Annotated in this window: 17 protein-coding genes and 2 pseudogenes; 10 read left to right on the forward strand and 9 right to left on the reverse strand. The window is 71.5% G+C overall.

Annotated features, from left to right (window positions below):
* Positions 1–226: 226 nt before the first annotated feature.
* Entirely contained in the window at positions 227–1,174 is a 948-nt protein-coding gene (locus tag ACZ4FV_RS47050) for a maleylpyruvate isomerase N-terminal domain-containing protein (RefSeq protein ID WP_395872737.1), read from the reverse strand.
* Positions 1,175–1,302: 128 nt separating this feature from the next.
* On the opposite strand from ACZ4FV_RS47050, the gene ACZ4FV_RS47055 reads away from it, so the two are divergent.
* The 5 genes from ACZ4FV_RS47055 (at position 1,303) to ACZ4FV_RS47075 (ending at position 5,441) form a co-directional block, all read left to right on the forward strand.
* Positions 1,303–1,761 (forward strand): peroxiredoxin, encoded by a 459-nt coding sequence (locus tag ACZ4FV_RS47055; protein WP_395872738.1) that lies wholly within the window; start codon positions 1,303–1,305, stop codon positions 1,759–1,761.
* Positions 1,762–1,937: 176 nt separating this feature from the next.
* Complete coding sequence (locus ACZ4FV_RS47060) at positions 1,938–2,513, forward strand: TerD family protein (RefSeq protein WP_395872739.1); 576 nt, start codon at positions 1,938–1,940, stop codon at positions 2,511–2,513.
* Positions 2,514–2,708: 195 nt separating this feature from the next.
* Entirely contained in the window at positions 2,709–3,287 is a 579-nt protein-coding gene (locus tag ACZ4FV_RS47065; protein WP_395872759.1) for a TerD family protein, read from the forward strand.
* Positions 3,288–3,435: 148 nt separating this feature from the next.
* Positions 3,436–4,590, forward strand: a complete 1,155-nt coding sequence (locus ACZ4FV_RS47070; RefSeq protein ID WP_465327212.1) for a DUF475 domain-containing protein — start codon at positions 3,436–3,438, stop codon at positions 4,588–4,590.
* A gap of 158 nt (positions 4,591–4,748) precedes the next feature.
* Positions 4,749–5,441: a TerD family protein gene (locus tag ACZ4FV_RS47075; RefSeq protein WP_395872741.1), complete on the forward strand. Its 693-nt coding sequence runs from the start codon at positions 4,749–4,751 to the stop codon at positions 5,439–5,441.
* Positions 5,442–5,541: 100 nt separating this feature from the next.
* Here ACZ4FV_RS47075 and ACZ4FV_RS47080 read toward each other — a convergent pair whose 3' ends face one another.
* Positions 5,542–6,804, reverse strand: a complete 1,263-nt coding sequence (locus ACZ4FV_RS47080) for a TerD family protein (RefSeq protein WP_402242395.1) — start codon at positions 6,802–6,804, stop codon at positions 5,542–5,544.
* A gap of 249 nt (positions 6,805–7,053) precedes the next feature.
* On the opposite strand from ACZ4FV_RS47080, the gene ACZ4FV_RS47085 reads away from it, so the two are divergent.
* From ACZ4FV_RS47085 to ACZ4FV_RS47100, 4 genes and pseudogenes are all read left to right on the forward strand, one after another.
* On the forward strand, positions 7,054–8,226 hold the full coding sequence (locus ACZ4FV_RS47085; RefSeq protein WP_465327215.1) for an HpcH/HpaI aldolase/citrate lyase family protein: 1,173 nt from the start codon (positions 7,054–7,056) through the stop codon (positions 8,224–8,226).
* A gap of 85 nt (positions 8,227–8,311) precedes the next feature.
* Positions 8,312–10,743, forward strand: a pseudogene (locus ACZ4FV_RS47090) (phosphoribosyltransferase).
* Positions 10,740–11,558, forward strand: coding sequence for an HAD family hydrolase (locus ACZ4FV_RS47095; protein WP_395872744.1), 819 nt, complete (start codon positions 10,740–10,742; stop codon positions 11,556–11,558). Before ACZ4FV_RS47090 ends, ACZ4FV_RS47095 begins: the two are co-directional and overlap by 4 nt.
* A gap of 184 nt (positions 11,559–11,742) precedes the next feature.
* Positions 11,743–12,597: a 4'-phosphopantetheinyl transferase family protein gene (locus tag ACZ4FV_RS47100; protein ID WP_395872745.1), complete on the forward strand. Its 855-nt coding sequence runs from the start codon at positions 11,743–11,745 to the stop codon at positions 12,595–12,597.
* Here ACZ4FV_RS47100 and ACZ4FV_RS47105 read toward each other — a convergent pair.
* The 5 genes from ACZ4FV_RS47105 to ACZ4FV_RS47125 form a co-directional block, all read right to left on the reverse strand.
* A complete protein-coding gene (locus ACZ4FV_RS47105; protein ID WP_395872746.1) occupies positions 12,568–13,050 on the reverse strand; it encodes a hypothetical protein in 483 nt (160 codons plus the stop codon). The genes ACZ4FV_RS47100 and ACZ4FV_RS47105 overlap by 30 nt on opposite strands.
* A gap of 266 nt (positions 13,051–13,316) precedes the next feature.
* Positions 13,317–14,675 carry a coiled-coil domain-containing protein gene (locus ACZ4FV_RS47110; RefSeq protein WP_395872747.1) on the reverse strand — a complete coding sequence of 453 codons (1,359 nt, stop codon included), beginning with the start codon at positions 14,673–14,675 and terminating at the stop codon, positions 13,317–13,319.
* 1,073 nt (positions 14,676–15,748) lie between these two features.
* Positions 15,749–16,342, reverse strand: a complete 594-nt coding sequence (locus ACZ4FV_RS47115; RefSeq protein WP_395872749.1) for a lytic polysaccharide monooxygenase auxiliary activity family 9 protein — start codon at positions 16,340–16,342, stop codon at positions 15,749–15,751.
* A 303-nt stretch (positions 16,343–16,645) separates the two neighbouring features.
* The gene (locus ACZ4FV_RS47120) at positions 16,646–17,545 is read right to left on the reverse strand and encodes a PhzF family phenazine biosynthesis protein (protein WP_465327219.1); all 900 of its coding nucleotides are present in this window, start codon (positions 17,543–17,545) and stop codon (positions 16,646–16,648) included.
* A gap of 170 nt (positions 17,546–17,715) precedes the next feature.
* Positions 17,716–18,873: a serine hydrolase domain-containing protein gene (locus tag ACZ4FV_RS47125; RefSeq protein ID WP_465327221.1), complete on the reverse strand. Its 1,158-nt coding sequence runs from the start codon at positions 18,871–18,873 to the stop codon at positions 17,716–17,718.
* 445 nt (positions 18,874–19,318) lie between these two features.
* Between ACZ4FV_RS47125 and ACZ4FV_RS47130 the strand changes: the two genes are divergently transcribed.
* Positions 19,319–20,341 (forward strand): hypothetical protein, encoded by a 1,023-nt coding sequence (locus ACZ4FV_RS47130; RefSeq protein ID WP_465327223.1) that lies wholly within the window; start codon positions 19,319–19,321, stop codon positions 20,339–20,341.
* A 130-nt stretch (positions 20,342–20,471) separates the two neighbouring features.
* On the opposite strand, the gene ACZ4FV_RS47135 is transcribed toward ACZ4FV_RS47130, so the two are convergent.
* Positions 20,472–22,415 (reverse strand): glycoside hydrolase family 5 protein, encoded by a 1,944-nt coding sequence (locus ACZ4FV_RS47135; RefSeq protein WP_465327225.1) that lies wholly within the window; start codon positions 22,413–22,415, stop codon positions 20,472–20,474.
* Between the two features lie 427 nt (positions 22,416–22,842).
* Positions 22,843–23,403, reverse strand: a pseudogene (locus tag ACZ4FV_RS47140) (beta-galactosidase); the annotation flags it as partial.
* Between the last annotated feature and the right edge of the window lie 39 nt (positions 23,404–23,442).

Consider the following 23,442-nt stretch of genomic DNA (forward strand, 5'->3'; position numbering starts at 1 on the left):
CGCTCGGGGCTTCGTGTCCCTCCGCTTCGCTCCGGGGCACGAAGCCCACGCTTGCGGCTCCGCCGCTCTCCGCGCTTCGCGCGTCGATCACTGGGATGGGGCGGGGTCGGGGGCGCTGACGCGCCGGGGGTGGGGCGTGGGGTGGTGGGCTGGGTCGGGGCGTTGAGGGGTGGGGGTGGTGGGGGGGGGAGGTGTGGGGGTGTGGGGGTGTGTGGGCTGGGCTGGGTTAGGGGCGGGGGCGGGTCAGGGTGGGGAGTAGGGAGGTTATTTTGGCGACGTTGGTGAGGGCGCCGGCGGTCAGGCGTAGGGCGGGGCCGCCGGGGAGGCCGGGGACGTGGTCCAGGAGCGGGGCCAGGGCGAGCAGGCCGGGCAGGTTGTGGGGCTTGAGGTCGCGGCGGGCGAGCAGGGCGGGGGCGGCGCGGCGGCCGGCGGAGGCGTCCAGGAGCAGGGCGGCGGTGCGGGCCTCGACGGCGGGCAGGTTCGGCCGGCCGGGCGGGAGCGGGAAGACCTCCCAGCCGATGCCGTCGGTGCCGGGCGCGGCGAAGCCCCAGCCGCCGCCGGGCACCGCCAGGCCGGTTCGGGTCCGGACTCCGTGCCGGGCGGCCAGCGCGCCGGTGATGTCGGCCAGAGCCAGCACCCCGGCGTCGAGCAGTTCGGGGGCGGGCTCGCCGGCGCCGCACGGGGCCAGGTCCAGCGCGTGTACGGCCAGTTCGTAGGCGATCGCGCCGAACTGGGTGAGCAGTGGAACCGGGCCGACCTGTGAGCCGGTGCGGGCGAGCGCCAACTCCGGGTCCGCGGCGGTGGCGTCGAACGCGGCGGCCAGCCGCCGGCGGCCGTCGTCGAGCGCGGCCAACAGGTCCTCGAGACCGGCGTCGCGGTGTGCCCGGACCAGGTGCGCGTTGACGTCGTCCTGGTTCATCGGGGCGGCGTCGGGAGCCCGTCGGCCGCTCGCCTCGGCGAGCAGGCGGGCCAGCAGCGGGGCGTCCGGCCAGGACGCGAGGTGGCTGATCACGGCGCGGCCGTCCCAGCCCGGCAGCCGGGACGGCGCGTTCGGGTCGACCCGGGCGGCCAGGTCACGGAAGGCGTCCCACGCGGCGAGGGCCCGCTCGCGCTGCGTTCGGGCGGGCATGGAGGCGGTGCCCCAGGGGCCGCTCACGATCTCGATCGAGGACATGCCCGCATACTGCCCGCTCGCCCGGTGCCCGAACGCCGCACCCCGGCCGCCCCGAGCCCGTCCGAAGCCCCCGGCTAGGCTCGCGCCGAGAGGCGGACGTCGCCGCCCGGGACAAGGAGATGCGCATCATGGCCGTCGAGATCGGTAGCAAGGCCCCCGAGTTCGAGCTCAAGAACCAGCACGGCGAGGTCGTTCGACTCGCGGACTTCCGCGGTGAGAAGAACGTCCTGCTCGTCTTCTACCCGTTCGCGTTCACCGGTGTGTGCACCGGCGAGCTGTGCGCGCTGCGCGACGACCTGCCCAACTTCCAGAACGACGACGTGCAGGTCCTGGCCGTGTCCTGCGACGCGCCGTTCTCGCTGCGCGTGTTCGCCGAGCAGGAGGGCTACGAGTACCCGCTGCTGTCGGACTTCTGGCCGCACGGCGGGGTCGCGCAGGCGTACGGCGTCTTCGCCGAGGACAAGGGCTGCGCCGTGCGCGCGACCTTCGTCATCGACAAGGAGGGCGTGGTCAAGTGGAGCGTGGTCAACGCGATCCCGGACGCGCGGGACCAGGCGGAGTACCTGAAGGCGCTCGCGAGCGTCTGATTCGGCGCGGTCGGGGGTTCTCCGGCGGGTTCGGGCGTAGGTCGGGCCGGGTCGGGGTACCCATGCCGCGGCGAGACTCCCGGCGGTCAGGAACTCATGACTAGGATCGGCGCGTTGTCTCGTCTGTAGGCGAAAATTCCGGGGCACCAGTTGCTCCATGAACCTTTGGAGGACTCGTGGGCGTCAGCCTGAGCAAGGGCGGCAACGTCTCGCTCTCGAAGGAGGCTCCGGGCCTCACCGCTGTTCTGGTCGGCCTGGGCTGGGACGTGCGTACGACCACCGGCACGGACTTCGACCTCGACGCGAGCGCGATCCTGCTCAACGGAAGTGGTCAGGCGCCGTCCGACGGCCACTTCGTCTTCTTCAACAACCTCAAGAGCCCCGACGGCTCCGTCGAGCACACCGGTGACAACCTCACCGGTGAGGGCGAGGGGGACGACGAGGCGATCAAGGTCAACCTGGCGGGTGTCCCGGCGGATGTCGAGCGGGTCGTCTTCCCGGTCTCGATCTACGACGCCGAGACGCGCCAGCAGAGCTTCGGTCAGGTCCGCAACGCGTTCATCCGCATCGTGAACCAGGCCGACAACAAGGAACTCGCCCGGTACGACCTCACCGAGGACGCGTCCACGGAGACCGCGATGGTCTTCGGCGAGCTCTACCGCAACGGCGCGGAGTGGAAGTTCCGCGCGGTGGGCCAGGGCTACGCCTCGGGCCTGCGCGGCATCGCCAAGGACTTCGGGGTCAACGTCTGATAGGCGAGACATCACGAACGCCCGCCGACCGCACCCGCGGTCGGCGGGCGTTCGTCGTCCCGGACCGGGGTGGGGTCGTGCGCGCCGCCGTCGGAACGCCCCCTTCCGCACGCTGTGAGCTGTGCGAAAAGGGGGTCCCGCCGGGTCGGGGGCATGGCAAGGTTGAAGCGAATGTACGACGATCAGGAGGAATCGATGGGGGTCACCCTCGCCAAGGGCGGAAACGTCTCGTTGAGCAAGGCCGCACCCAATCTCACCAATGTCTTGGTGGGTCTGGGCTGGGACGCGCGCGCCACCACGGGCGCCTCGTTCGACCTGGACGCGAGTGCGCTGCTGTGCGGTGGTGCGGGCAAGGTGCTCGGCGACGACTATTTCGTCTTCTACAACAACCTCAAGAGCCCCGAGGCTTCGGTCGAGCACACCGGCGACAACCTCACGGGTGACGGTGACGGTGACGACGAGGTGATCCTCGTCGATCTGATGGCCGTTCCCGACCAGGTCGAGAAGGTGGTTTTCCCGGTTTCGATCTACGATGCCGAGATGCGTGGGCAGACCTTCGGACAGGTCCGCAACGCCTACATCCGGATTGTGAACCAGGCGGACAACAACGAACTCGCGCGATATGACCTTACCGAGGATGCGTCAAGCGAGACAGCCATGATCTTTGGAGAACTTTACCGTTACCAGGGGGAGTGGAAGTTCCGCGCGGTAGGGCAGGGGTACGCTTCGGGCCTGCGGGGGATCGCACTCGACTTCGGCGTCAGCGTGCAATGAGTACGTACTGACGGTGTGTGTCAGGGTCGGTCACCCGGTGGGGCCGGCCCTGACGCCTTTTCCGAGTCTCTCGGGTGGGGGAGTGAGGGCCGGTCTTCCTGATGACCCACCCGGAGATGCAATCCCCAGGTAGATAAGGACCTCATCCGTGGTAATCCGTACGTTCGGCTGGTCGTTCGGCGTGACGGTGGCCGGTCTCGCCGTCGCCGCGTATTTCTGGGGGGCGACCGGATTCGGCATCGTGCTGATCCTGTCGATCCTCGAGATCTCGTTGTCTTTCGACAACGCTGTAGTAAATGCCACGATCCTCAAGAAAATGAATGCCTTCTGGCAGAAGATGTTCTTGACGATCGGTATTCTGATCGCCGTCTTCGGCATGCGGCTTGTCTTCCCGCTGCTGATCGTCAGTCTTACCGCCGGAATCGGTCCGGTGGATGTGGTGGACCTCGCGTTCCACGACGACAAGATGATCGACGGGATGACCTACGCGGAGCACTTGGACGAGGCGCACCCGGCGATCGCCGCGTTCGGTGGCCTGTTCCTGTTGATGATCTTTCTGGACTTCATGTTCGACGACGAGCGTGAACACAAGTGGATCGGCCCGCTGGAGCGCGTCACCGGCAAGCTCGGCAACTTCGACGTGCTGTCCACGCTGATCGCGCTGATCGCGCTCGTGGTGACCGCGCAGACGCTCTCGCCCGCGCACAAGGAGGGCACGGTCATGGTGGCCGGCGTGCTCGGCCTGATCGCGTACCTGGGCGTCGGCGGGCTCTCGGACTACTTCGAGACGCACGGCACGCTGGCGCACATCAACGACGAGGAGGAGGGCGAGGACGTGGCCGAGGAGGGTGCGGAGCCGGCCAAGGCCGAGGGTCGCAGCGGTCCCAAGCCCGTGCAGCTCGCCGCCGGCAAGGCCGCGTTCTTCATGTTCCTCTACCTCGAGGTGCTCGACGCGTCGTTCTCCTTCGACGGTGTGGTCGGCGCGTTCGCGATCACCCAGGACCTGCTGATGATCACGCTGGGTCTGGGCATCGGCGCGATGTACATCCGGTCGCTCACCGTCTACCTGGTGCGCCAGGGCACGCTGGACGACTACGTGTACCTGGAGCACGGCGCGATGTACGCGATCGGCGCGCTGGCGACCATCCTGCTGGTGTCGATCAAGTGGGAGATCCACGAGGTGATCACCGGCCTGGTCGGGGTCGGCTTCATCGGCGTCGCGCTGGTTTCCTCGATCATGCGCAACAAGCGGATCGGCCATGTTCCGGGGCGGAGCAACAGCGGTGTGAAGGTCGACGCCTAGCCTTCGACCGCACCCCGCGTCCCGCCGCGGGATCACGACCGGTACCGCGCCCGAGCACCGCTTCGGGCGCGGTACCGGTTTTTTCCGGCCCCGTTATGTTGTGTACTGAAGCCGCCACTACGCGTACGCGCACCGGCCGGGGGATCAGGGAGGGCTTGATGCCGCTTTTCGACTGGCGTCGGGGATTGATGGAGCGCGAGCCCGAGCACGGCGGGCACAAGGTCGCGCTGACCCGCTCGACGCCCGAGGTCTCGCTGACCCAGGCGGGTTCCGCGACCGGGACGCTGCGGGTCAATCTGCACTGGAACCCACAGGTCGAGGAGGCGCCGCCGCGCCAGCGCAGCGGCGGGTTGTTCCGCCCACTGGCGGTGCAGTCGCCGCCGCTGCCGCAGAAGATCGACCTCGACCTCGGCTGCATGTGGGAAATGAGCGACGGCTCGAAGGGCGTCGTGCAGGCCCTGGGCAACCTCTACGGGGCCTTCAGCCAGCCGCCGTACGTGCGGCTGGACACCGACGACCGGTCCGGCTCGGCCTCGGGCGAGACGTTGTTCATCAACATCGACCAGGCGCGGAACGTGCGCCGGTTGTTGATCTTCGTCTACATCTACGAGGGCATCCCGGCGTTCGACCAGGTCAACGGGGTGGTCACGCTGTTCCCGAACTCCGGGCTGCCGATCGAGGTGCGGTTGGACGAGCACGCGCGCGAGGCGCACACCTGCGCGGTCGCGGTGGTGGAGAACCACGGCGACGAGATCGTGGTGCGGCGCGAGGTGCGCTACGTGCACGGATACCAGGCCGAGCTGGACCGTGAGTACGGGTGGGGGCTGCTGTGGGCGCGCGGCTACAAGTGATCGCCCGACCGGTTACCGCTTGGTGACCGCCCGCCGGTGACGGCCCCGGGCGTGAACGCCGCCGCGTGTGCGGCGGCCTTCACGCCCGGGCGTCGTTTGCTCAGCCCTGGAACTGCGGGCCCTGCGGCGGGGTGTCCAGGCGGCGCATTTGGGGCGGACCGCCCTGACCCTGCGGCGGCGTGCCCGGGTACTGCTGCTGGGGCGGCATGCCCATGCCCTGCGGCGGGGTCATCCCGGGCGGCATGGGAGCGCCGTGCGAGGGCGTGTACGGTCCGGGCTGCCCCGGCCCGCCGGGGCCGGGCGGGTACTGGCCCGGCGCGGGTAGCTGCGGGCCGCCCGGAGGCATGTGCATCACGCCCGGCGGGGTCTGGAAGGACATCCCGTGCGCCGGCGTGCCCTGCGGCGGGAAGCCCTGGGGCGGCGTGCCGCCGTGTGCGGGGGGCGGCGGGACCGACGCGCCGCCGGAGGGGGTGTGCGGGTAGCCGGGGGGCGGCCCGCCGATCGTGTGCGGGGCCGGTGGCGGCGGGATCATCGGGCCGTCGTGGCGCGGCGGCGGAGGCGGCACGGGCGCGCCGCCGTACGGCGTGTTGCCGGAGAGGGGCAGCACGCCCTGCGGTGGGGCCTGCCGGTGCGCGGGCGGGGCGGGCAGCGTGCCCTGGCCGTAGTGCGGCTGCGGCAACACGGCGGTGGGAGCCGGCTCCTGGTACGAGGGCGGCGCGGGCGGGCCGTCGCGGTACGTCGGGGGCGGCGGCGGGGCGGGCGCGCTCGGCGGGGACTGGTGCACCGGCGGCAGCGGCGTCGGCACGGGAGCCGGTGTCGAGGCGCTCGGCTCGTCGTCGACGCTGATCCCGTAATCGGTCGCCAGGCCCGCGAGACCGCTCGCGTAGCCCTGCCCGACCGCGCGGAATTTCCACTGGTCGCCGCGCCGGTAGATCTCGCCGAATACGAAGGCCGTCTCGCTGGTGGCTCCGGCGATCGGGAAGTTGAGCAGCTCGCCGCCGCCGTCTGCGTCGTACAGTCGAAGGACGAGGCCGGGCACCGAACCGATGGTGCCACCGTCCGCGGACGCGGCCACGATCACATGTTGCACATCGGCGCCGAGGGCGGCGACGTCCACCCGGACACCGTCCGTGCAGCGGTCGGGCCCGGTTTTCTTGCCCTCGTGCACCACCATGCCGGACGGGTGCCGGGGCTGGTTGTAGAAGACGAAGTCGTGGTCGCCGCGCACCTTGTTGTCCGCGCCGAGCAGCAGAGCCGAGGCGTCCATGTCCGGAACACCGGCTCCCGGCCGCCATTCGAGGACCACGCGCACGGACCGGGCAGGGAGGGCCGTATTCGCTCCCTTGGACATCACCTGGGTCATGCGCCCATCCTGCCGTCCCGAAGGAGGTGCGCTCAACGTGGGGCGTGCTCGTGACGATTGTGTGAACACATGGTCCTATAACCGGATCGTACGTCTTCGATTTTGCTTTTCGGTTACCGTAGGCAGCGCCTGCCGGCGGCTCACCGGCTCGGCGCGAATGCGCCTTCGGAACAAACCAGGGCGCGTACGGGTTCCCGCCCCGTCGCGCCTTTGCCACCACCACCGTCAGTCGAGGGGGATCAGAACACGATGCGGCATTTCGGCTACTTGGACGATGCGGTCCGCGATCATCTGTTCCACCGCCCGCCGGGGGCCTTCGACCGGGACAGCGACCCCGCCGTGTTGGCCTCCGCGCTCGGTGCGACGCTCTACAGCCCCGCTACGCGTGGCACGCTCGCGGCGGACATCGTCAAGCAGGCAGCCCGCGGTGTGACCTCGATGGTGTTGTGCCTCGAGGACTCGATCGACGACCGCGAGGTGGTCGGCGCCGAGCAGAACCTGGTCGAGCAACTGGCCGAATTCGCAGGCTCCGGAGTCGAGGGCCCGCTGCTGTTCATCCGGGTTCGGCACCCCGAGCAGATCACCGACCTGACCGAGCGGCTCGGTGACACCCTGCGCGTGTTGTCCGGGTTCGTGCTGCCCAAGTTCGAGCCGGACAGCGGCGCGCGCTACCTCAAGGCTCTGGACGAGGCGATCGCGATGAGCGGGCGCCCGCTGTACGCGATGCCGGTGCTGGAATCGCCGTCCATCGCCTACATCGAACACCGGCGCGCCGTGCTCGCCGAACTCGCCGAACTGATCGGCTCGCACCGGGACCGGATCCTGGCGGTGCGGATCGGCGCCACCGACTTCCAGTCGGCGTACGCGCTGCGTCGCTCGCGCGATCTGACCGCGTACGACGTGCACCTGGTGGCCGGTCTGATCGGCGACATCGTCAACGTGTTCGGCCGCGCGGACGGCACCGGACACGTGATCAGTGGACCGGTGTGGGAGTACTTCCCGCAGGGCGAGCGGCTGTTCAAACCGCAACTGCGGCGCACCCCGTTCGCCGAGGCCGAGGACCCGGACGAGGCGGTCGAACTGCGTACCCGGCTGATCTCGGCCGACCTGGACGGGCTGATCCGCGAACTCGAACTGGACAAGGCCAACGGCCTGCTCGGCAAGACCGCGATCCACCCCAGCCATGTGGCGGTGATCCACGCGATGTCCGTGGTGACCCACGAGGAGTACTGCGACGCCACCGACATCCTGGCCGAGAGTGCGGCCGGCGGCGGGGTGCTGCGCTCGGCGTACACGAACAAGATGAACGAGGTGAAGCCGCACCGGGCCTGGGCCCAGGCGATATTGCGCCGGGCGCACGCCTTCGGCGTCGCGCGCGAGGAGGTCACCTTCGTCGACCTGCTCGCGGCCGGCATGGAGTGAACCGGCCGCCGGGGCCTGGCGTCTCGGGGCGGTGGGATTCGATCGGGTATCAGGGAAGCGGGTTCGTGGGTTGAGGGAACATCGGATGGAAACCTGGTCGGGGAGTTGGGTCGCCGAGCGGCTCGACGTGACGCTCGCGGGGGACGGACTCGACGCTTTGGTCGGGCTCGCGCTGCGGCGGAACCCGCGCCGGGCCCACCTGTTGGTGTCCACCGTGCTCGGCAAGCACATCCCGCAACGACCCGAGGTGGTCCACGACGCGGGTCGCGACCTGGGCGCGCGCGTGGCGGCGGTACTGGCCGGCGAGCCGACGCCGGTGGTGCTCGGGTACGCGGAGACCGCCACAGGGCTGGGGCACTGCGTGGCCGAGGTACTGCCCGGGGCGACCTACCTGCACTCGACCCGGCGCCCGGTGGCCGGGGTGGCGCAGTTCGGTGCGTTCGAGGAGGAGCACTCGCACGCCACCTCGCACCTGATCCTGCCGAGTGATCCGCAACTGCTGACCGAAAGTGGGCCGTTGGTCCTGGTGGACGACGAACTGTCCACCGGGCGAACGGTCGCCAACACCATCCGGGCGCTGCACGCGGTCGCGCCGCGCGCGCACTACGTGATCGCCGCGCTGATCGACGTGCGCGGCCCGGCCGACCGGGCCGAGTTCGAGGTCTTCGCGGCCGAACTCGGCGCCCGGGTGGATGTGGTGGCCCTGGCCGCGGGCACCGTCGCGCTGCCCGAGGACGTGCTCGTGCGCGGTACCGAACTGGTGGCCGCGCACGACGACGAGCGGTCCGAGAGCGGCGGGGCGGGTCGCGTGCGCACACTCGACCTGGACTGGCCCGCCGACCTGCCCGACGGCGGCCGGCACGGGTTCACCCAGGCCGACCAGGACGCGCTGGAGGCGGCGTTGCCGGCGCTGGGCGCGGCGCTGGCCGAGCGGGTGCTCGGTCGGCGGATCCTGGTGCTCGGCTTCGAGGAACTGATGTACACGCCGCTGCGGTTGGCCCGCGCGCTGGCCGAACACGTGGGCGCGGACGCCGAGGTGCGCTACTCGACCACGACCCGCTCGCCGGTGCTCGCGGTCGACGATCCCGGCTACGCGATCCGCACCCGGCTGCAATTCCCGTCCCACGACGACCCCGCCGACGGTCCCGGCGCCCGCTACGCGTACAACGTCGCGGCCGGCACCGACCCCGCGCGGCGGTTCGACGAGGTGCTGATCGTCGTCGACTCGGTCGCCGACACCCCCGAACTGCACGCGCCCGGTGGCCTGCTGGACGCGCTGTCCCGGGTCACCGACCACGTCGGTCTGCTCGTTGTCCCCTCCTTCACCCCCGAGGTGCGCAGGTCATGAACCACCAGCCGAGCCCGCACGGGCACGACACCGGCAAGCTGCCGGACCCGCTGTACGGGCCCGCGTTCTCCTCGTACGCCGCCGACGAGGTCGCGTGGCTGCTCAAGGACCTGTCCGCGGTCGAGTTGGAGGCGCCGCTGGAGGAGCGCGAGGAGGCGATCCAGCACGCGGGCGCGCACTACGCCGAGTCGCTGCCGATCGAATACCAGCCCTCGCCCGAGTACCAGGCGTTGTTCCACGCCGCGTTGGACGCTTCGGCGGACCGGATCGCGCACGCGGTCGGCGTGGTCACCGAGACCATCCTGGCCGAGCGCGGCCGGGACGCGGTGCTGGTCTCGCTGGCCCGGGCGGGCACCCCGGTGGGTGTGCTGATGCGCCGCTGGGCCGAGCGCGCGCACGGCCTGACGCTGCCGCACTTCGCCGTGTCGATCGTGCGCGGACGCGGCATCGACACCACCGCGCTGCGTTGGCTGGGTCGCGAGTTCGACCCGTCGCGGATCGTCTTCGTGGACGGCTGGACCGGCAAGGGCGCGATCACCCGGGAACTGTCCGACGCGTTGGAACTGACCGCCCAGACCACCGGCATGCGCTTCGACCCGGAACTGGCGGTGCTCGCCGACCCGGGCTCGTGCGTGCGCACCTACGGCACCCGCGACGACTTCCTGATCCCCTCCGCGTGCTTGAACTCGACAGTGTCCGGGCTGGTTTCACGCACCGTGCTGCGGGAGGACCTGATCGGTCCGGACGATTTCCACGGCGCGAAGTTCTACGCCGAACTGGCCGATGTCGACGTTTCCGGTCTGTTCCTGGACGCCGTCACGGCGCGGTTCGGCGCGGTGGCCCAGGACGTGGCGCGCGACCAGCCGCTGCTGGCCGCGAGCGACCGGTCGCCTACCTGGGAGGGATGGCGCGCGGTGGAGCGGATCGGTGCCGAGTACGAGATCGACAACATCAACCTGATCAAGCCCGGCGTCGGCGAGACCACGCGGGTGCTGCTGCGCCGGGTTCCGTGGCAGATCCTGGCCCGCAAGGGTGTCGGCGCGGAGTTGGACCACGTGCGGATGCTCGCCGCCCAGCGCGAAGTGCCGGTGGTCGACGTGGACGACCTGCCGTACTCGTGCGTGGGCCTGGTCAAACCGGGCTTTCGTCGGGACGGGGGCAACGCGTGAGCATCGTGGTTGCCAGCGACCTGGACCGCACCCTCATTTATTCGAAGGCCGCCGCCCGACTGGGCCTGGCGGCCGCGGACCCGACGCCCGAGTTGGTGTGCGTGGAGGTGTACGACGGCGCGCCCATGTCGTTCGTCACCGGCGGCGCGGCCGTGCTGCTCGCCGAGTTGGCCGAGCACACCACCTTCGTGCCCACCACGACCCGCACCCGCGAGCAGTACGCGCGGATCGTCCTGCCGGGCCGGGCGCCGGAGTTCGCGATCTGTGCGAACGGCGGCCACCTGCTCGTGCACGGCGAGAGCGACCCGGACTGGCAGGCGGGTGTGCGCAAGACGCTGGCCGCGAACGCCGCACCGCTGCCCGAGGTGGTCGCCCACCTGGAACGGGTCGCCCGTCCCGAGTGGACGCACAAACTCCGGGTGGCCGAGGACCTGTTCACCTATCTGGTGGTGGAACGCGCGGACCTGCCGCCCGAGTTCGTACCCGAGACGACCGCGTGGGCGGCCGAGCGCGGCTACGGCGTCTCGCTCCAGGGCCGCAAGCTCTACTTCGTCCCGGAGGCCCTGACCAAGGGCGATGCGGTGCGCGAGGTCGCCCGGCGGGCGGGCGCGGACGCGGTGTTCGCGGCGGGCGACTCGCTCCTGGACATCGAACTGCTGCGCGCGGCGGACGCCGGGGTGCGCCCGGGGCACGGCGAGCTGGCCGAGACGAACTGGGGTGCGCCGCACGTCGAGGCGCTCACCGAGCAGGGGGTGTCGGCGGGCGAGCGGATCGCGGCCTGGCTGCTGGAGCGGAGCCGGTCGCCGGTGCGGTGACGGGTGGTCGGTGACCGTTGGTAACCGCACCGGCGGTCGATGATCGCGGTGGTCTCCGTGATCGGTGGTTGTCGGTCGTCGGTGGTCGGTGGTCTCGGTGGTGTCGGTGGTTTTGGCGGGGATTGAAGGCACGGCCTCGGGTCCGGCGCGGTTGAATGGGCCGCGACGAGGGAGAGGAAGCGCCGTGGATCCTGCCGAGTGTGTGGTGTGGTGGGCGGAGCCGGATCCGGACGCGGTCGCGCGGGCCTGGCTGGACGGCGCCGAGCGGGCCAGGTACGAGCGTTATCGGCGGCCCGCCGATCAGGCCAGGTTCGCCACCGCCCGAGCGCTGGCCCGGGGTGTGCTCGCGGCTCGGCTGGAGGTGGCCCCGGGCGACGTGCGCTTCGACACCACGTGTCGGTTGTGCGGGTGCGACCGGGGCAAGCCGCGGGTCCTCGGCGGCCCGGCCGACCTGGACTTCTCCATCTCGCACGCGGGCGAGCGGGTGGTGCTCGCGGTGATCGAGGGCGCCGAGGTCGGCGTGGACGTGGAGCGGATCGCCACCGTCGAAGGCACCTTGTCGGCGACCGAACTGGCCGCGCAGGCCCGGCTTCCGACCCGGTCGCGGGCCGTGGACGCGATCACCCGGTGGACCCGCAAGGAAGCGCTGCTGAAGGTGTACGGGCTGGGCCTGACGGTGGATCCGCGCACGCTGACGGTGTCCGGCGCGGGTGAGCCGCCTCGGCTGCTGGACTGGCCGGATCCGCCGTCGACCGTGCCGGCCGCGGGGGACTCGGGCGGTGCGTGGGCCGACCCGGAAAGCCGACATCCGCACCGCGAGCAGGAGGCGGTGCGGATGTACGACCTGACGCCGGGGGTGGGCTATGCCGCGACCGTGGCGCTGCGTGGGCTCGGGCGGTACGCGGTGGTGGAGCGGTGGGCGGGGGTGTCGCCGACCCGGGAGACGGGCTCGGAGCAGGGCGTCCACCCGGACCCGGAGCGAGGCTCGGAGCGGGGCTCGCCGGCCGGGTCAGACGCAGGCGCCGCGGACGGTCAGTAGTTCGGCCCGAGCGTGCAATTGCCGGCCGCACTCCATGTCGAAGGTCAGCTCGAAGCCGTCCCGCGCGGCCCGCACCCGGGTCAGCGCCACCTCGGTGAACCGGTCGAGCGCGCCGCACAGCTCGTGCATCACCAGCCCGGTCGAGGACAGGCCGAGCACCGTGCCGTCACCGAGGGTCACCAGGTCGCAGCCCCGATTGCCGCTCGCCGCCTGCGCGTCGGTCACCCGCAGCGGACCGCGGCCGAGCGAGTGCAGCCAGGTGACCGCCTGGCGATGCAGTACCGCGCGCTCCTCCTCGTAGGCGAGGACCATCATGCGATGCATGTCGGTCATGTCGTTCGTGTGCAGCGGCAGCGTGGGGGCGGTACGCGGCTCCCGCCGCAGCGCGCGCAGGTTCGGCAGCGCGAGAACGACGAGGAGAAGCGCGAACAAGAGCATCAAGAGCACGGGCATGTGCGACTTCCCGGTGTCAGCATCGTGGTCGACGGCGCGGCACACGGGGGTGTCGGACCCGTGAATCGGGATCAAGGTCCCGAAGTCGGCCGGTCCGACGACTTTAAACCTTAAATTTCGGGAAGGTGGGTGATGGCGCCGATTCTTTACCCGACTGGTCGAACATCGCAACGATTTCACTACGCTGAGTTGCGTAAAGTGTGGTATATGCGGCTAATGTCGCTTTTCTGATTTTCGTTGCTGACGCGACGTGATGTCGAGTGATGTCAGTGCGGTCCGGGGCCGGCTCGGTCCTCACGGATGACCTGCACCGTGGCCGCGACCTCGGCCCGGATGGCGCGGGTCTCGCTGAGGAAGCGCCACCAGTTCGGGCGCGGCTGCTCCGGCTCGGCGGCGATCGCCTCCAGGCGGAAGACCAACGCGTCCAGGCGGCGGGCGTAGCGCTCCTCGGCATTGGCCCGACCGCCGAGCGCGAGCCGCTGGGCGTCGCGCAGCGCGAACCGGGTGCGCTCCAACTCGGCCTCGGGGTCGCGGGCCACCTCCTCCAGCGCGCGCAGGCGGTCGGAGACCGAGGCCATCGCCTCGTCGGCCTCCTTGAGGGTGGCCCGCGCGGTGGCCAAGCGGCTCACCGCGTCGGCGTACTCCCCGCGTCCGGCCGAGGCGCCTGCCTCTTCCAGGCGGGCGTGCGCTACGCCCAGTGACTGTCGGGCCTTGGCCGGCACCTGTTCGAGGTCGGTCCAGCAGGACTGCACGTAGTCGCGGCGCAGCCGATGCAGGGCGGGTTCCACGCCGGCCAGTCGCGACTCCAGGGCCTGCGCGCGGGTGCGCAGCGAGGACAGCCGGTTGGTCACCTCCTCGCGCTGCCGGGGCAGCCGCTCCGCCTCGGCGCGCAGTTCGCCGGCCGAGGTCTCGATCCGACCCGCCACCTCCAGCGTGCCCGGGATGCCGAGCGCGGCCGGGCCCTTGTCCAGTTCGGCGAGGTCGCTACGGATCGCGGCCAGGCGGGTGGTGAGCGTGCTCGTGCCCAGTCCCGCCCGCTCGGTGTCGGCGACCGCCTGGGCGGCCTCGGCGGCGGCGCGGCGGGCCCGATCCACGGCCGGCGGCAACTGGCCCAGTGCGTGCTCGGCGTCGGCGAGCAGTGGGCCGAGCGAACCGGCGAACCGGTCCAGGTCCTGGCGGACCGCGTCGAGCTTGCGCGCGGTCTCGGTCAACTCCCGGCGAGCCGCCTCGTATTCGTCGGTCTCCAGTTCGACGTCCAGCGGATGACGGTCCATCAGCGCGATGTACGCGGCGCTGGCCTCGTCGATGCGCAGGCTCACCGCGGCGAAGGCGCGCAGCGCGTCCTCGGTGCCGCGCGCGCCGCGGACCGCCCGGACCGTCTCCAGCGAGAGCATCATGTCCCGCTGCGCGGTGTCGAGCTGGAGGAACGCCTCGCCCGCCGCCTCGCGCGCGGCCAGCGCGGCCGAGCGGGCGGCGTCCTTGCGGCGACGCCACGGGCGCGTCTCGCCGCCGGCGAACGCGGCCGGGAGCACGGCCAGGAGCAGCGGCGCGAGCGTGATCGACAGCGGAAGGCCGACCCCCAGGGATCGTCGTGCGGATCCGACCACCACGCCTGCTCCCGTCACCGTGCGAACCGTGCCCACTCCATCCTGCCCATCCTTCCAGGTGCTGTCCGATGGAGGTCCACCAACCGTCCCCCGGGGCGTGTCCGACCGGACGGATGGGCTGCGCCGGGTTCGCCCATTACGAACCCCTCGCAAGGTGCGAACCATGTGTAACCACCCGGGCTCGACCACAACCATCGTCAGCCACCGGCGACGACCGAGGACGAAATGTGCGCTACCTCTCCTTTACCGACCGTCGACGCGGTGTACTCGCCGCCGGGCTCGTCGGCGCGACCCTCGCGGCGGCGGGCCGCGCGGGCGCGGCGCCCTCGACGGGCGAGGCGAAGGGTCCACACGCGATCGTGGTCGGGGTGGGCCGGGATCGCGAATCGCTCGGCCCGATCTCGGGCCACGGCAACGACGGTGAGCTCTTCGACAACCGGCTCGCGCACGCCGCGGGCCTGCGCGGACCGCGAACGGGTTGCCTCGACCCGCGGACGCGGGGCGCGCGGTGTTGCCGGTCGATCACGACCCGGCCGGGGCGGCGCGGATCACGGATCGGGCGGCGGTGATGTACGCGGGGAGGACCGTCGAGACGGCGCCGGCCGACGCGCCGTTCGGCGTGCCGGGCCCCGGCATCCGGACGCGCGGGCTACTCGCGGCGCTGCCCGAGCGGGAGTTCGTACCGATTCCCGGCATGCCGCCGGAACCGAGTGCGCCGCGGGCCGGGTGCGCGTTCGTGCCGCGCCGCGATCAGGTGAGCGATGGTCGGCTTCAACGCGCTTGCCTGGCAAGGGCGTTGGTGTTGCGGCCGAGGTGTCCGGTGGGCGATGAGATGAGCTCGATGTCGGCTGCGTCGACCATCGCCGCGCCGGTGGGTGTGGTGGAGCGGTATCGCGCGTCCGGTGATGCGGGATTGTCGGCGGTGAGCCACGATCCGCCGTTGTCGGGGCGGTGGGGTGCCCGGGTGGTGGGGTACGGGTGGTGGGGCAGCCGGGATGAGCGCGGATCTCGGGTCGGCCCTCGGGGGCCGGCCCGGCGGCGTGGCGCGGCGCAGTATGGCGTGGCGTGGCCGCCGGACCGGCGGATCCGGGTCAGAACTTGACGTCGGAGCAGGAGTAGAAGGCGTTGTCGGTGTCCGCGACGTCCCAGACCGCGAAGATCAGCGCCTGGCCGGTGCGGCCGGCCGGGAGGGTGCCGGTGTGCACGGTGTGCGCGGCCGGCAGGGCGCCGCCGTACGGGACGGTCAGGAACGGCGTGCTCTCGATCTGCGCGCGGCTGATCGGCTGGGTGGGATTCCAGCTCGGCTTGGTGATGTAGTAGCGGAACGTGCTGGTCGAGTGCCTGGCCTCGATCTCCCAGGTGAAGCTGAACGTGGCGCCGGAGGTGAGCGTGGTGGTCGGCCAGGCGCCGCCGCGCGGGTCGTCGAGCGGGGCCCATCGGCCGTCCGCGCCGGCACACAACTTCCCGTCGGCGGGTCCGCCCGCCGGGTAGCCCTTGGGGCCCTCGACGCTCTGCGGCTCCCACTGGATCTGGCCGCACCTCTTGACCTTGCCCTCGCCGCACAGCGCGGAGCGACTCTTGGGGCTGGAGACGAACCCGTGGGCGGAGGCCGAGGACGGCAGCATCATGAAGGGCAGCGCGACCGCCGCCGCGCTCAGCGTGGCCAGGATGGTCCTCTTGCGCATGGAACTTCTCCTCGTGAACGAAGTCGTGCCGGGACTGGCCGACCCGCTCGGTGCGGCCTCGAACCGACCCGCCCGGGTACCGCGGGACGTGGTCGTCGAGTCGATGGGACCGTCGAATCCGCATCCGAACGTGCAGCCACACGGTCCGGGTGCGGACCGCATCGGTGCGACCTGCGCGAGTCGCGTGCCTTCGTTACCGGGGTGCGCTCGATCACGCTAGGAGGCCCGCTTCGAGGCGGTCAATGGTCTGGACCTGTGCCGGCACAAATTGGCGAACCCCGCGGCCGGTCACGGTCGGTGACCTCAGCCGAGCGAGTCCGGGATCGGGACGGCCACGCCGGAGACGCGGACCCGGGGGTCGTCGGCCCGGAGGTCGACGGTCAGTACGCCGGGCCGGCCCAGGTCGTCGCCCTGATGCAGGGTGAGTGTGGTCGACGCGGGGACCAGGTCCAGGGCCCGCAGATAGTGGCCGAGGGCGGCCGCCGCGGCGCCGGTGGCCGGGTCCTCGACGACGCCGCCGATCGGGAACGGGTCGCGGACGTGGAAGGTGTCCGCGCTCTCGCGCCAGACCAGTTGCAGGGTGGTCAGGTCGCGGGCCCGCATGAAGTCGGCCAGGCCGTCGAAGTCGTAGCGCAGATCGGCCAGCCGGGCCCGGCCGGCGGCGGCCAGGACCAGGTGGTGGGCGCCGGCGTACGCGTAGGCCGGCGGGATGGCCGGGTCGAGGTCGTCGACGACCCAGCCGAGCAGGGCCAGCGCCTCGGCGACGTCGGCGGCCGGGACCGCGGAATGCCGCGGCTCGACGCTGGTCAGCGTGGCGCGCAGGGTGCCGTCGGCTTCGGCGATCACGTCGACCGGGACGACGCCGGCGCGGGTGGCGAAGACGAGTGCGCCGGGGCCGATCCGCTCGGCGACGGCGACCGCGGCGGCGACGGTGGCGTGCCCGCAGAACGGGACCTCGGCCAGCGGGCTGAAATAGCGCACGTCGAAGACGTGGGAGGCGTCGGCGGCCGGCGCGGCGGGGTCGGTCGCCGCGGACCGGGTGAGGAACGCGGTCTCGGAGTAGCCGAGTTCGGCGGCGATCGCGAGCATCGCCGAATCGGTGAGACCGTCGGCGGCCAAGACGACGCCGGCGGGATTGCCGCCGGCCGGGTCGGCGGAGAAGGCGGTGTAGCGGAGGGGTTTTCCGGCGTCCGGTGTCGTCATGTCGTGGCCCAACGCGTGGTGTCGACGAGACATTCCTGGGGTGGGCGACGTTCGGCGCGGGCCGGGGCGGCACGATGCGCCGGCAACCGGCCGTCGGGCGTCGGGTGCACGCCGACGGCCGGTCGCCGGCCCGCGGATGACCGGTACCCGGCGAGCCGGCGGGCGTCGGCTCAGCCGGAGGCGAGGCGCCAGAAGTCGCGCATCAGGGTGGGGGGTGTGGGACCGGAGAGTTCGACCTGGGTGAGCAGGACGGTCGCCGTGCCGGTGGACGGGACGACGTGTGCCGCCGTACCGGTGCCGCCCACCCAACCGAAGCGGCCCGGGACGTTCCAGGGGTCGATGGGCTCGACGTCGACCGACCCGCCGAAGCCCCAGCCCTGGCCCTGAAGGAAGAGCCGGGACGCGTCCCGCTGCGGCGCGGTCAGGTGGTCGGTGGTCATCCGGCGCACCGACGCCGGGGTCAGCAGCTGCCGGCCGGCGGCGCCGCCCTCGGCGAGCAACATCCGGGTGAAGGCGTGCAGGTCGTCGATGGTGGACACCAGGCCGCCGGCGCCGGAGGGGAAGGCGGGCGGGCTGCTCCATTGGCCCTCGGGGGCGTCGATCAGATCGAGGCCGCCGGTCGGCGAGGTGCGGTAGCAGTACGCGAATCGATCGAGATCGGCGGCCGGCACCGAGAAGCCGGTGTCCACCATGCCCAGGGGCTCGAACAGTCGCTCGGCCAGGAAATCGGCCAACGACCGACCGGAGATCCGGGCGATCAGCACGCCCAGGATGTCCGAGCACGTGTTGTAGAGCCAGGCCACGCCCGGCTGGTGCAGCAGCGGGATTCGGGACAGCCTGGCCAACCACTCGTCGGGGTCCGGGACCGCTTGCGGCCGCGGCGGTCCCTGGCCCAACTCGGTGAACAACGGCGCGAGCGCCGGCAGCGAGAAGTCGGAGGGGAAGCCGTATCCGGCTCGGAAGGTGAGCAGGTCGAACACGGTGATCGGACGGGTCACCGGGATCACGTCGTCGATCGGCCCGCCCGGCGTACGCACCACGTTCGGCGCGGTCAACTCCGGCAACCAGCGGCCGATCGGGTCGCCCAGGGCGAATCGACCGTCCTCGACCAGGGTCATGATCGCGGCGGCGACGACCGGCTTGGTGAGCGACGCGACGCGGAAGATCGTGTCCCGGCCCATCGGGAGGGTGCCGGCGGCGTCGAGCGAACCGACCGCCTGGACGTCGACGCGGTCGTGGTGTGCGATCAGGGCCACCGCGCCCGGTAGCGCTCCGGTGTCGACGTGGGACTTCAGGAGTTCGTGCAGATTGCTTGCCGGGCTGGTCATCGGGCCACCTTCTCGTGCGGGAACGCGGTCGAGGGTCCGCAGGTAAGACTCCCGCGGTGGCGCGCCGTCATCGGTCCCGAGCGGCCGAATCCCGTCGCCTCGGGGCAAGGCGGCGGGAGCCGACCGTCCTGGTGGACGCCGGAGCCGGTGGGGCGTGGCGCCGGGTCGGGCCGGCAGGTCACGGTTGTCTCGTGCGATCGCCAGGATATGAGCCGTACTTGATATTCCGGGCGAAATCACGTGACGGGCCGCGGGGTCCACTGCGTTGTAGTTAGTGGGTATGCGTGCGACGCGGGGCGGGCTTCGATGGGACGCTCGCCGGGTCGGACACCGCGCCGAGTGGGGCGGTGCGGGCATCGCGGCGTGCCGGGCGGGAACGGTGCGGGCGCGCGATCCGAGAGGGCATCGGGTGGCCTGCCGACACGGCCTCCGGGTGGGGTAGGACATGTGGTCGAACGGACGTCTAGGAGACAGCAGGCCGATGGGAACCCCGAGATCTGAGGAGAAGGAACTGGCCGCCGCGATGCGGACGGCGGCGTCGGAACTGGCGCTGCCGGCCGGGTTGGTCGCGGGAGGGATCGCTCGGGGTCGGCGGATGCGGCGGGCCCGTCGGCTCCGGATGGGCGCCGCCGTCGCGGCGGTGCTGGCCGTGGCGGGCACCGGCGTGGTGGTGGCGACCGGCACGGAGGACGCGCCGCGGAGCCGGGTGGCGTCGGGAGCGGCGGGGGTGCCCACCGGTTCGCCGACGCCGAGTGTGACCTCGGATCCGGGATCCGGGATCTCCGCACCGGCCGGGAAGGAGCCGGTCTCGGCACAGGAACTCGCGCGGATACTGCTGCAACAGCCGGAGTTCGGCGCCGTGCAGCGGGTTCCGGTCGGAGGCGCGCTTTCCCCGAAGTCGGGCGGTGCGGGGATCCGGGTGGGCGCCTTTGCCGGCGTGACGTTGGAAAACGGCAAGGGAACGACGCTGCTTCGAGTGTCGGTGTGGGCGAGTACCCCGAAGGCCACTGGACCCGATTGCCCCGACACGGACAGCGTCGCCGGCCGCTGTACGGCCATCGTCGAACCGGACGGCACGCGTGGATACGCCGTGGAAACGATCCCGACCTACATGGGCGGGAACGGGAAGGATGGATTGGGCGGACAGATCACCCGCTCCGTGCGGGTGGTGCGTCCGGACGGAGTGGAGGTCTCCATCACGGAGACGACCGAGTACGTGGGGAACAGTGCCGTCGCGACGTCGGAGAAGCCGCCGTTGCCGCTCTCTCGGCTCAAGGAGCTCACCCTGAAGCCGTTCTGGCAGCTCTGGGTGGACCCCGAGGTCAATCTGGCCGCGCGGGGGAAGGTGACCGGTTTCAAGGAGGTGCCGGTGACGTTCGATCCCGACATGATCTGGACGCGGGAGCCGCCGGTGACGTCCACGTTGCCGCCCGCCGGTCCGCCACAGCCGCCGACCCCGACCCGCTGAGCGGGCGGGTGCCGGGAGGGGCCACCTGATGCCTGCCGAGGGCCCGGGCGCCCGGACCGGAGGCTGCCCGCCCGGACACAGCCGCGCCGCCCCTGAGACGGGGCGACGCGGCCGGGGTGGGTCGGTCGGGTCAGGTCAGGCGCTTGCACAGGAGGGCGTCGGGGGTCCTGGTCGAGCCGATCCGGCCGGTGTACGCGACGCCGGCCGCGTATTCGTCGGCTCCGCACTGGCCCTTGTACGCGCCGGGGGCGAACTCGCCGCCGGGGTTGCCCGCCGGTCGGTTGTCGCCCCGGTCGAACCACAGCGTGCGGGACGAGGAGCCGAGCGTTGTAGTCGGTTGGGTGCACAGGATCGCGGAGACGGCCGCGCCGCGCACGCTGTATCCGGTGATCATCCGGCCGGTGGGGCATTCGAGCTTGGTGTAGCCGGTGGCCCAGTCGTTCTGCACGTACGACTCGTCGCGAACGACCGTGTAGCCGGCGCCGATCGGGGACAGGTCCGGGCCGCCGGTGTCGGTGCACAATCCTCGGTTGCCGGTGTGCGCCAGGCCGATGACGCGTTCGCCGTCGGGGCAGACGCCCTTGCGGGCGCCGGAGTCCCAGTCCGGCCGGGTCCGCATCCGCAGCGAGGGCTGGGCGTCGGCGTGGTCCAGATTGAGCATGTTCCAGCGCGCGGAGGCGGCGATCGTGCCGGTGCGCCCGGTCGCGCCGACCAGCCTGGTCCAGGCGGCGGTACGCCAGTCGGTCGGGTCGTCCGCGATGCCGCTGCGCACGCCGTTCGGGTCGAAGCGCAGCAGGGCCCACGAGTCACCCTGGCCGTTGCCCTTCCAGCCGACCAGCGGCCAGTAGGCGAAGTCGAGGTCACGGGCGATCAGGTAGTCCGTGAAGTTGGTGAACCAGGCACGGGCGACCGGATCGCTCTCCTCGGCGCCGGTGCCGAATTCGCTGATCCACACCGGGGCGGTGTGGTGCTGCCCGTCGGTGGTCACGTACTGCGCCGATCGGTCTATCTCGGCGAACAGTTGATCACGCGTCAGGTCCTGGTAGCGGGCGTCGTGGGTTTCGCCCAGGCCGTACGCACCGCTGTGGTTGGGGCCGGTGTACCCATAGAAGTGCGCCGAGTAGACCAGCTTCCTCGGGTCGACCAGGGTGTGTGACAGCGTGCGCACCGGCGTCAACGTGGGGCGGCCGTGCGGCAGGAAGTCGACCGGAACGCCCGTCCAGTTGATGCCCTCGACGATGATCAGCAGATCCGGGTTGGCCTCGGTCAGGATGCGATTGCCCGCCTCCAGCGACGCGGCCTGCCAGTCCTTGTCGTTGCCCCAGCCCCAGTTCGGGTCGTCGGTGATGTTGCGCCGGACCTCGTTGTACAGATCGGCGCCGACCACACGCTTGTTGGTCTTGTAGCGGTTCGCCATGGTGATCCAGTCGGTCACCCATTCGGCGGTGCTTCGTGAGGTGTTCCAGCGCTCGTTGCCGTCCACACCGCAGCACCAACGAGTGGTGCCGGTGTGGTTGTTCAGCACGACCGCGAAGCCGTCCGCGGTCAGCGCGGCGACCACGGCGTCGAACACCTGGAGCGGGGTCTTGCCGCGCAGTTGCGGGTTGGCGGCGACGGCCGCGTCGGGCACGGTCGCGGTGGCGTGCAGCATCTCGTTCGAGAAGGGCAGCCGGATGCTGTTGACGCCGACCGCGTGGAAGCCCGCCAGGATCGCGGGCAGGCTCGCCCGATCCAGCCCGAGCGGCATGCCGTTCGCGTTCTCGCCGCTGTGGTGGTTCACGGGGTCGGCGATGTCGCCCGAGCCGTTCCAGGTGCCCTGGGCGCCGGCCCAGTTCGCCGAACGCAGCTTGAATCGGTTGCCGTTCGCGTCGACGATCCAGCGGCCGCTCGCGGACAGGGGAGCTGTCCAGGAGGCGGCGAGGGGGGACGCCGGGGAGGTGGTCGGCGCGGTTGCCTGTGCGGTGGGGGCGGCCGCGTCGGCTTGGGGGCCGATCAGGAGGCCGGCGGCCATGGCGGTCAGCGCGGTCAGGGCGAGGGCGGGGCGGGTGAGTAGTCGGTGCCTGGTGCGATGCATCGGTACCTGCCTCGATTGAGGGATGAGGGTTGTGTGCGGTGCGCGGTGGTGCGGTGTGGTGCAGCCGTGCGGTTGTTGCGGTGCGCGGCAGTTCGGTGTGGTGCGGCTGTGGGGTGGTCAGGCGGATTCGGGGGCGGTGGTGGGTGCGGGCTCGGTGGGGTGCGAGCCCAGGACGGCCACGGCTTGGGGGGGCGAGGGTGACGCGGCGCGTCGTCGGTTGGCCATCCGCGAGCAGATCCCGGCGTGGGGTGGGGAGTTCGACCTCGTGTGCGTGGCCGGTGTGGTTGAGCAGGACGAGTACGTCGTACCCGTCGCCGGTGCGAATGCTTGCCTGGACGCCGCGCGGGAGCACCGGCAGTACCGGCTCGACGCCCGCGTCCGCGCAGGCTCGGGCGATCAGGCCGCGCATGGTCGCGGAGTCCGGGCGGGTCGCGATGTAGCGCGCGATGCCCGCGCCGTGCGTGTGCACGGTCGCGGCGGGCCGGCCGGCCCACTCGGCGCCGGCGAACTCCAACTCGGCCCGCGCGCCCTTGAGCGTGACGTCCTCGCGCCACAGGTCGCCGGTACCCGTCGGCGGCGCGTCACCCGACCCGGAAACCCCCTGTACGGGGAACACCGCGCCCGCGTCGGCCGGCCAGAACTCCTCGACCGATATGCCCAGTACCTCGCGCAGCGGCCCCGGGTAGCCCCCCAGGTGCACCCGATCGCATTCGTCGACGATGCCGCTGAAGAACGACACGACCAGCGAACCGCCGTCGGCGACGAAGCGAGCCAGCCGGTCGGCGTGTTCGGTGGACAGCAGATACAGGCTCGGCACGATCACCAGGCGGTAGTCGGAGAGGTCGGCGCTCGGATGCACGACGTCCACCCCCACGCCCAGGTCGAACAGCGGTGCGTAGTGGTCGAGTGCGCGGTCCGGGTGGCGGACTGCTTCGGAGGGGTGCGAGTCGAGTTCGAGGGCCCACCAGCTGTGCCAGTCGGACAACAACGCGACCCGGTTGTGGATCCGGGTGCCGACCAGTTCCGG

It is taken from the genome of Embleya sp. NPDC025285, assembly GCF_055558835.1.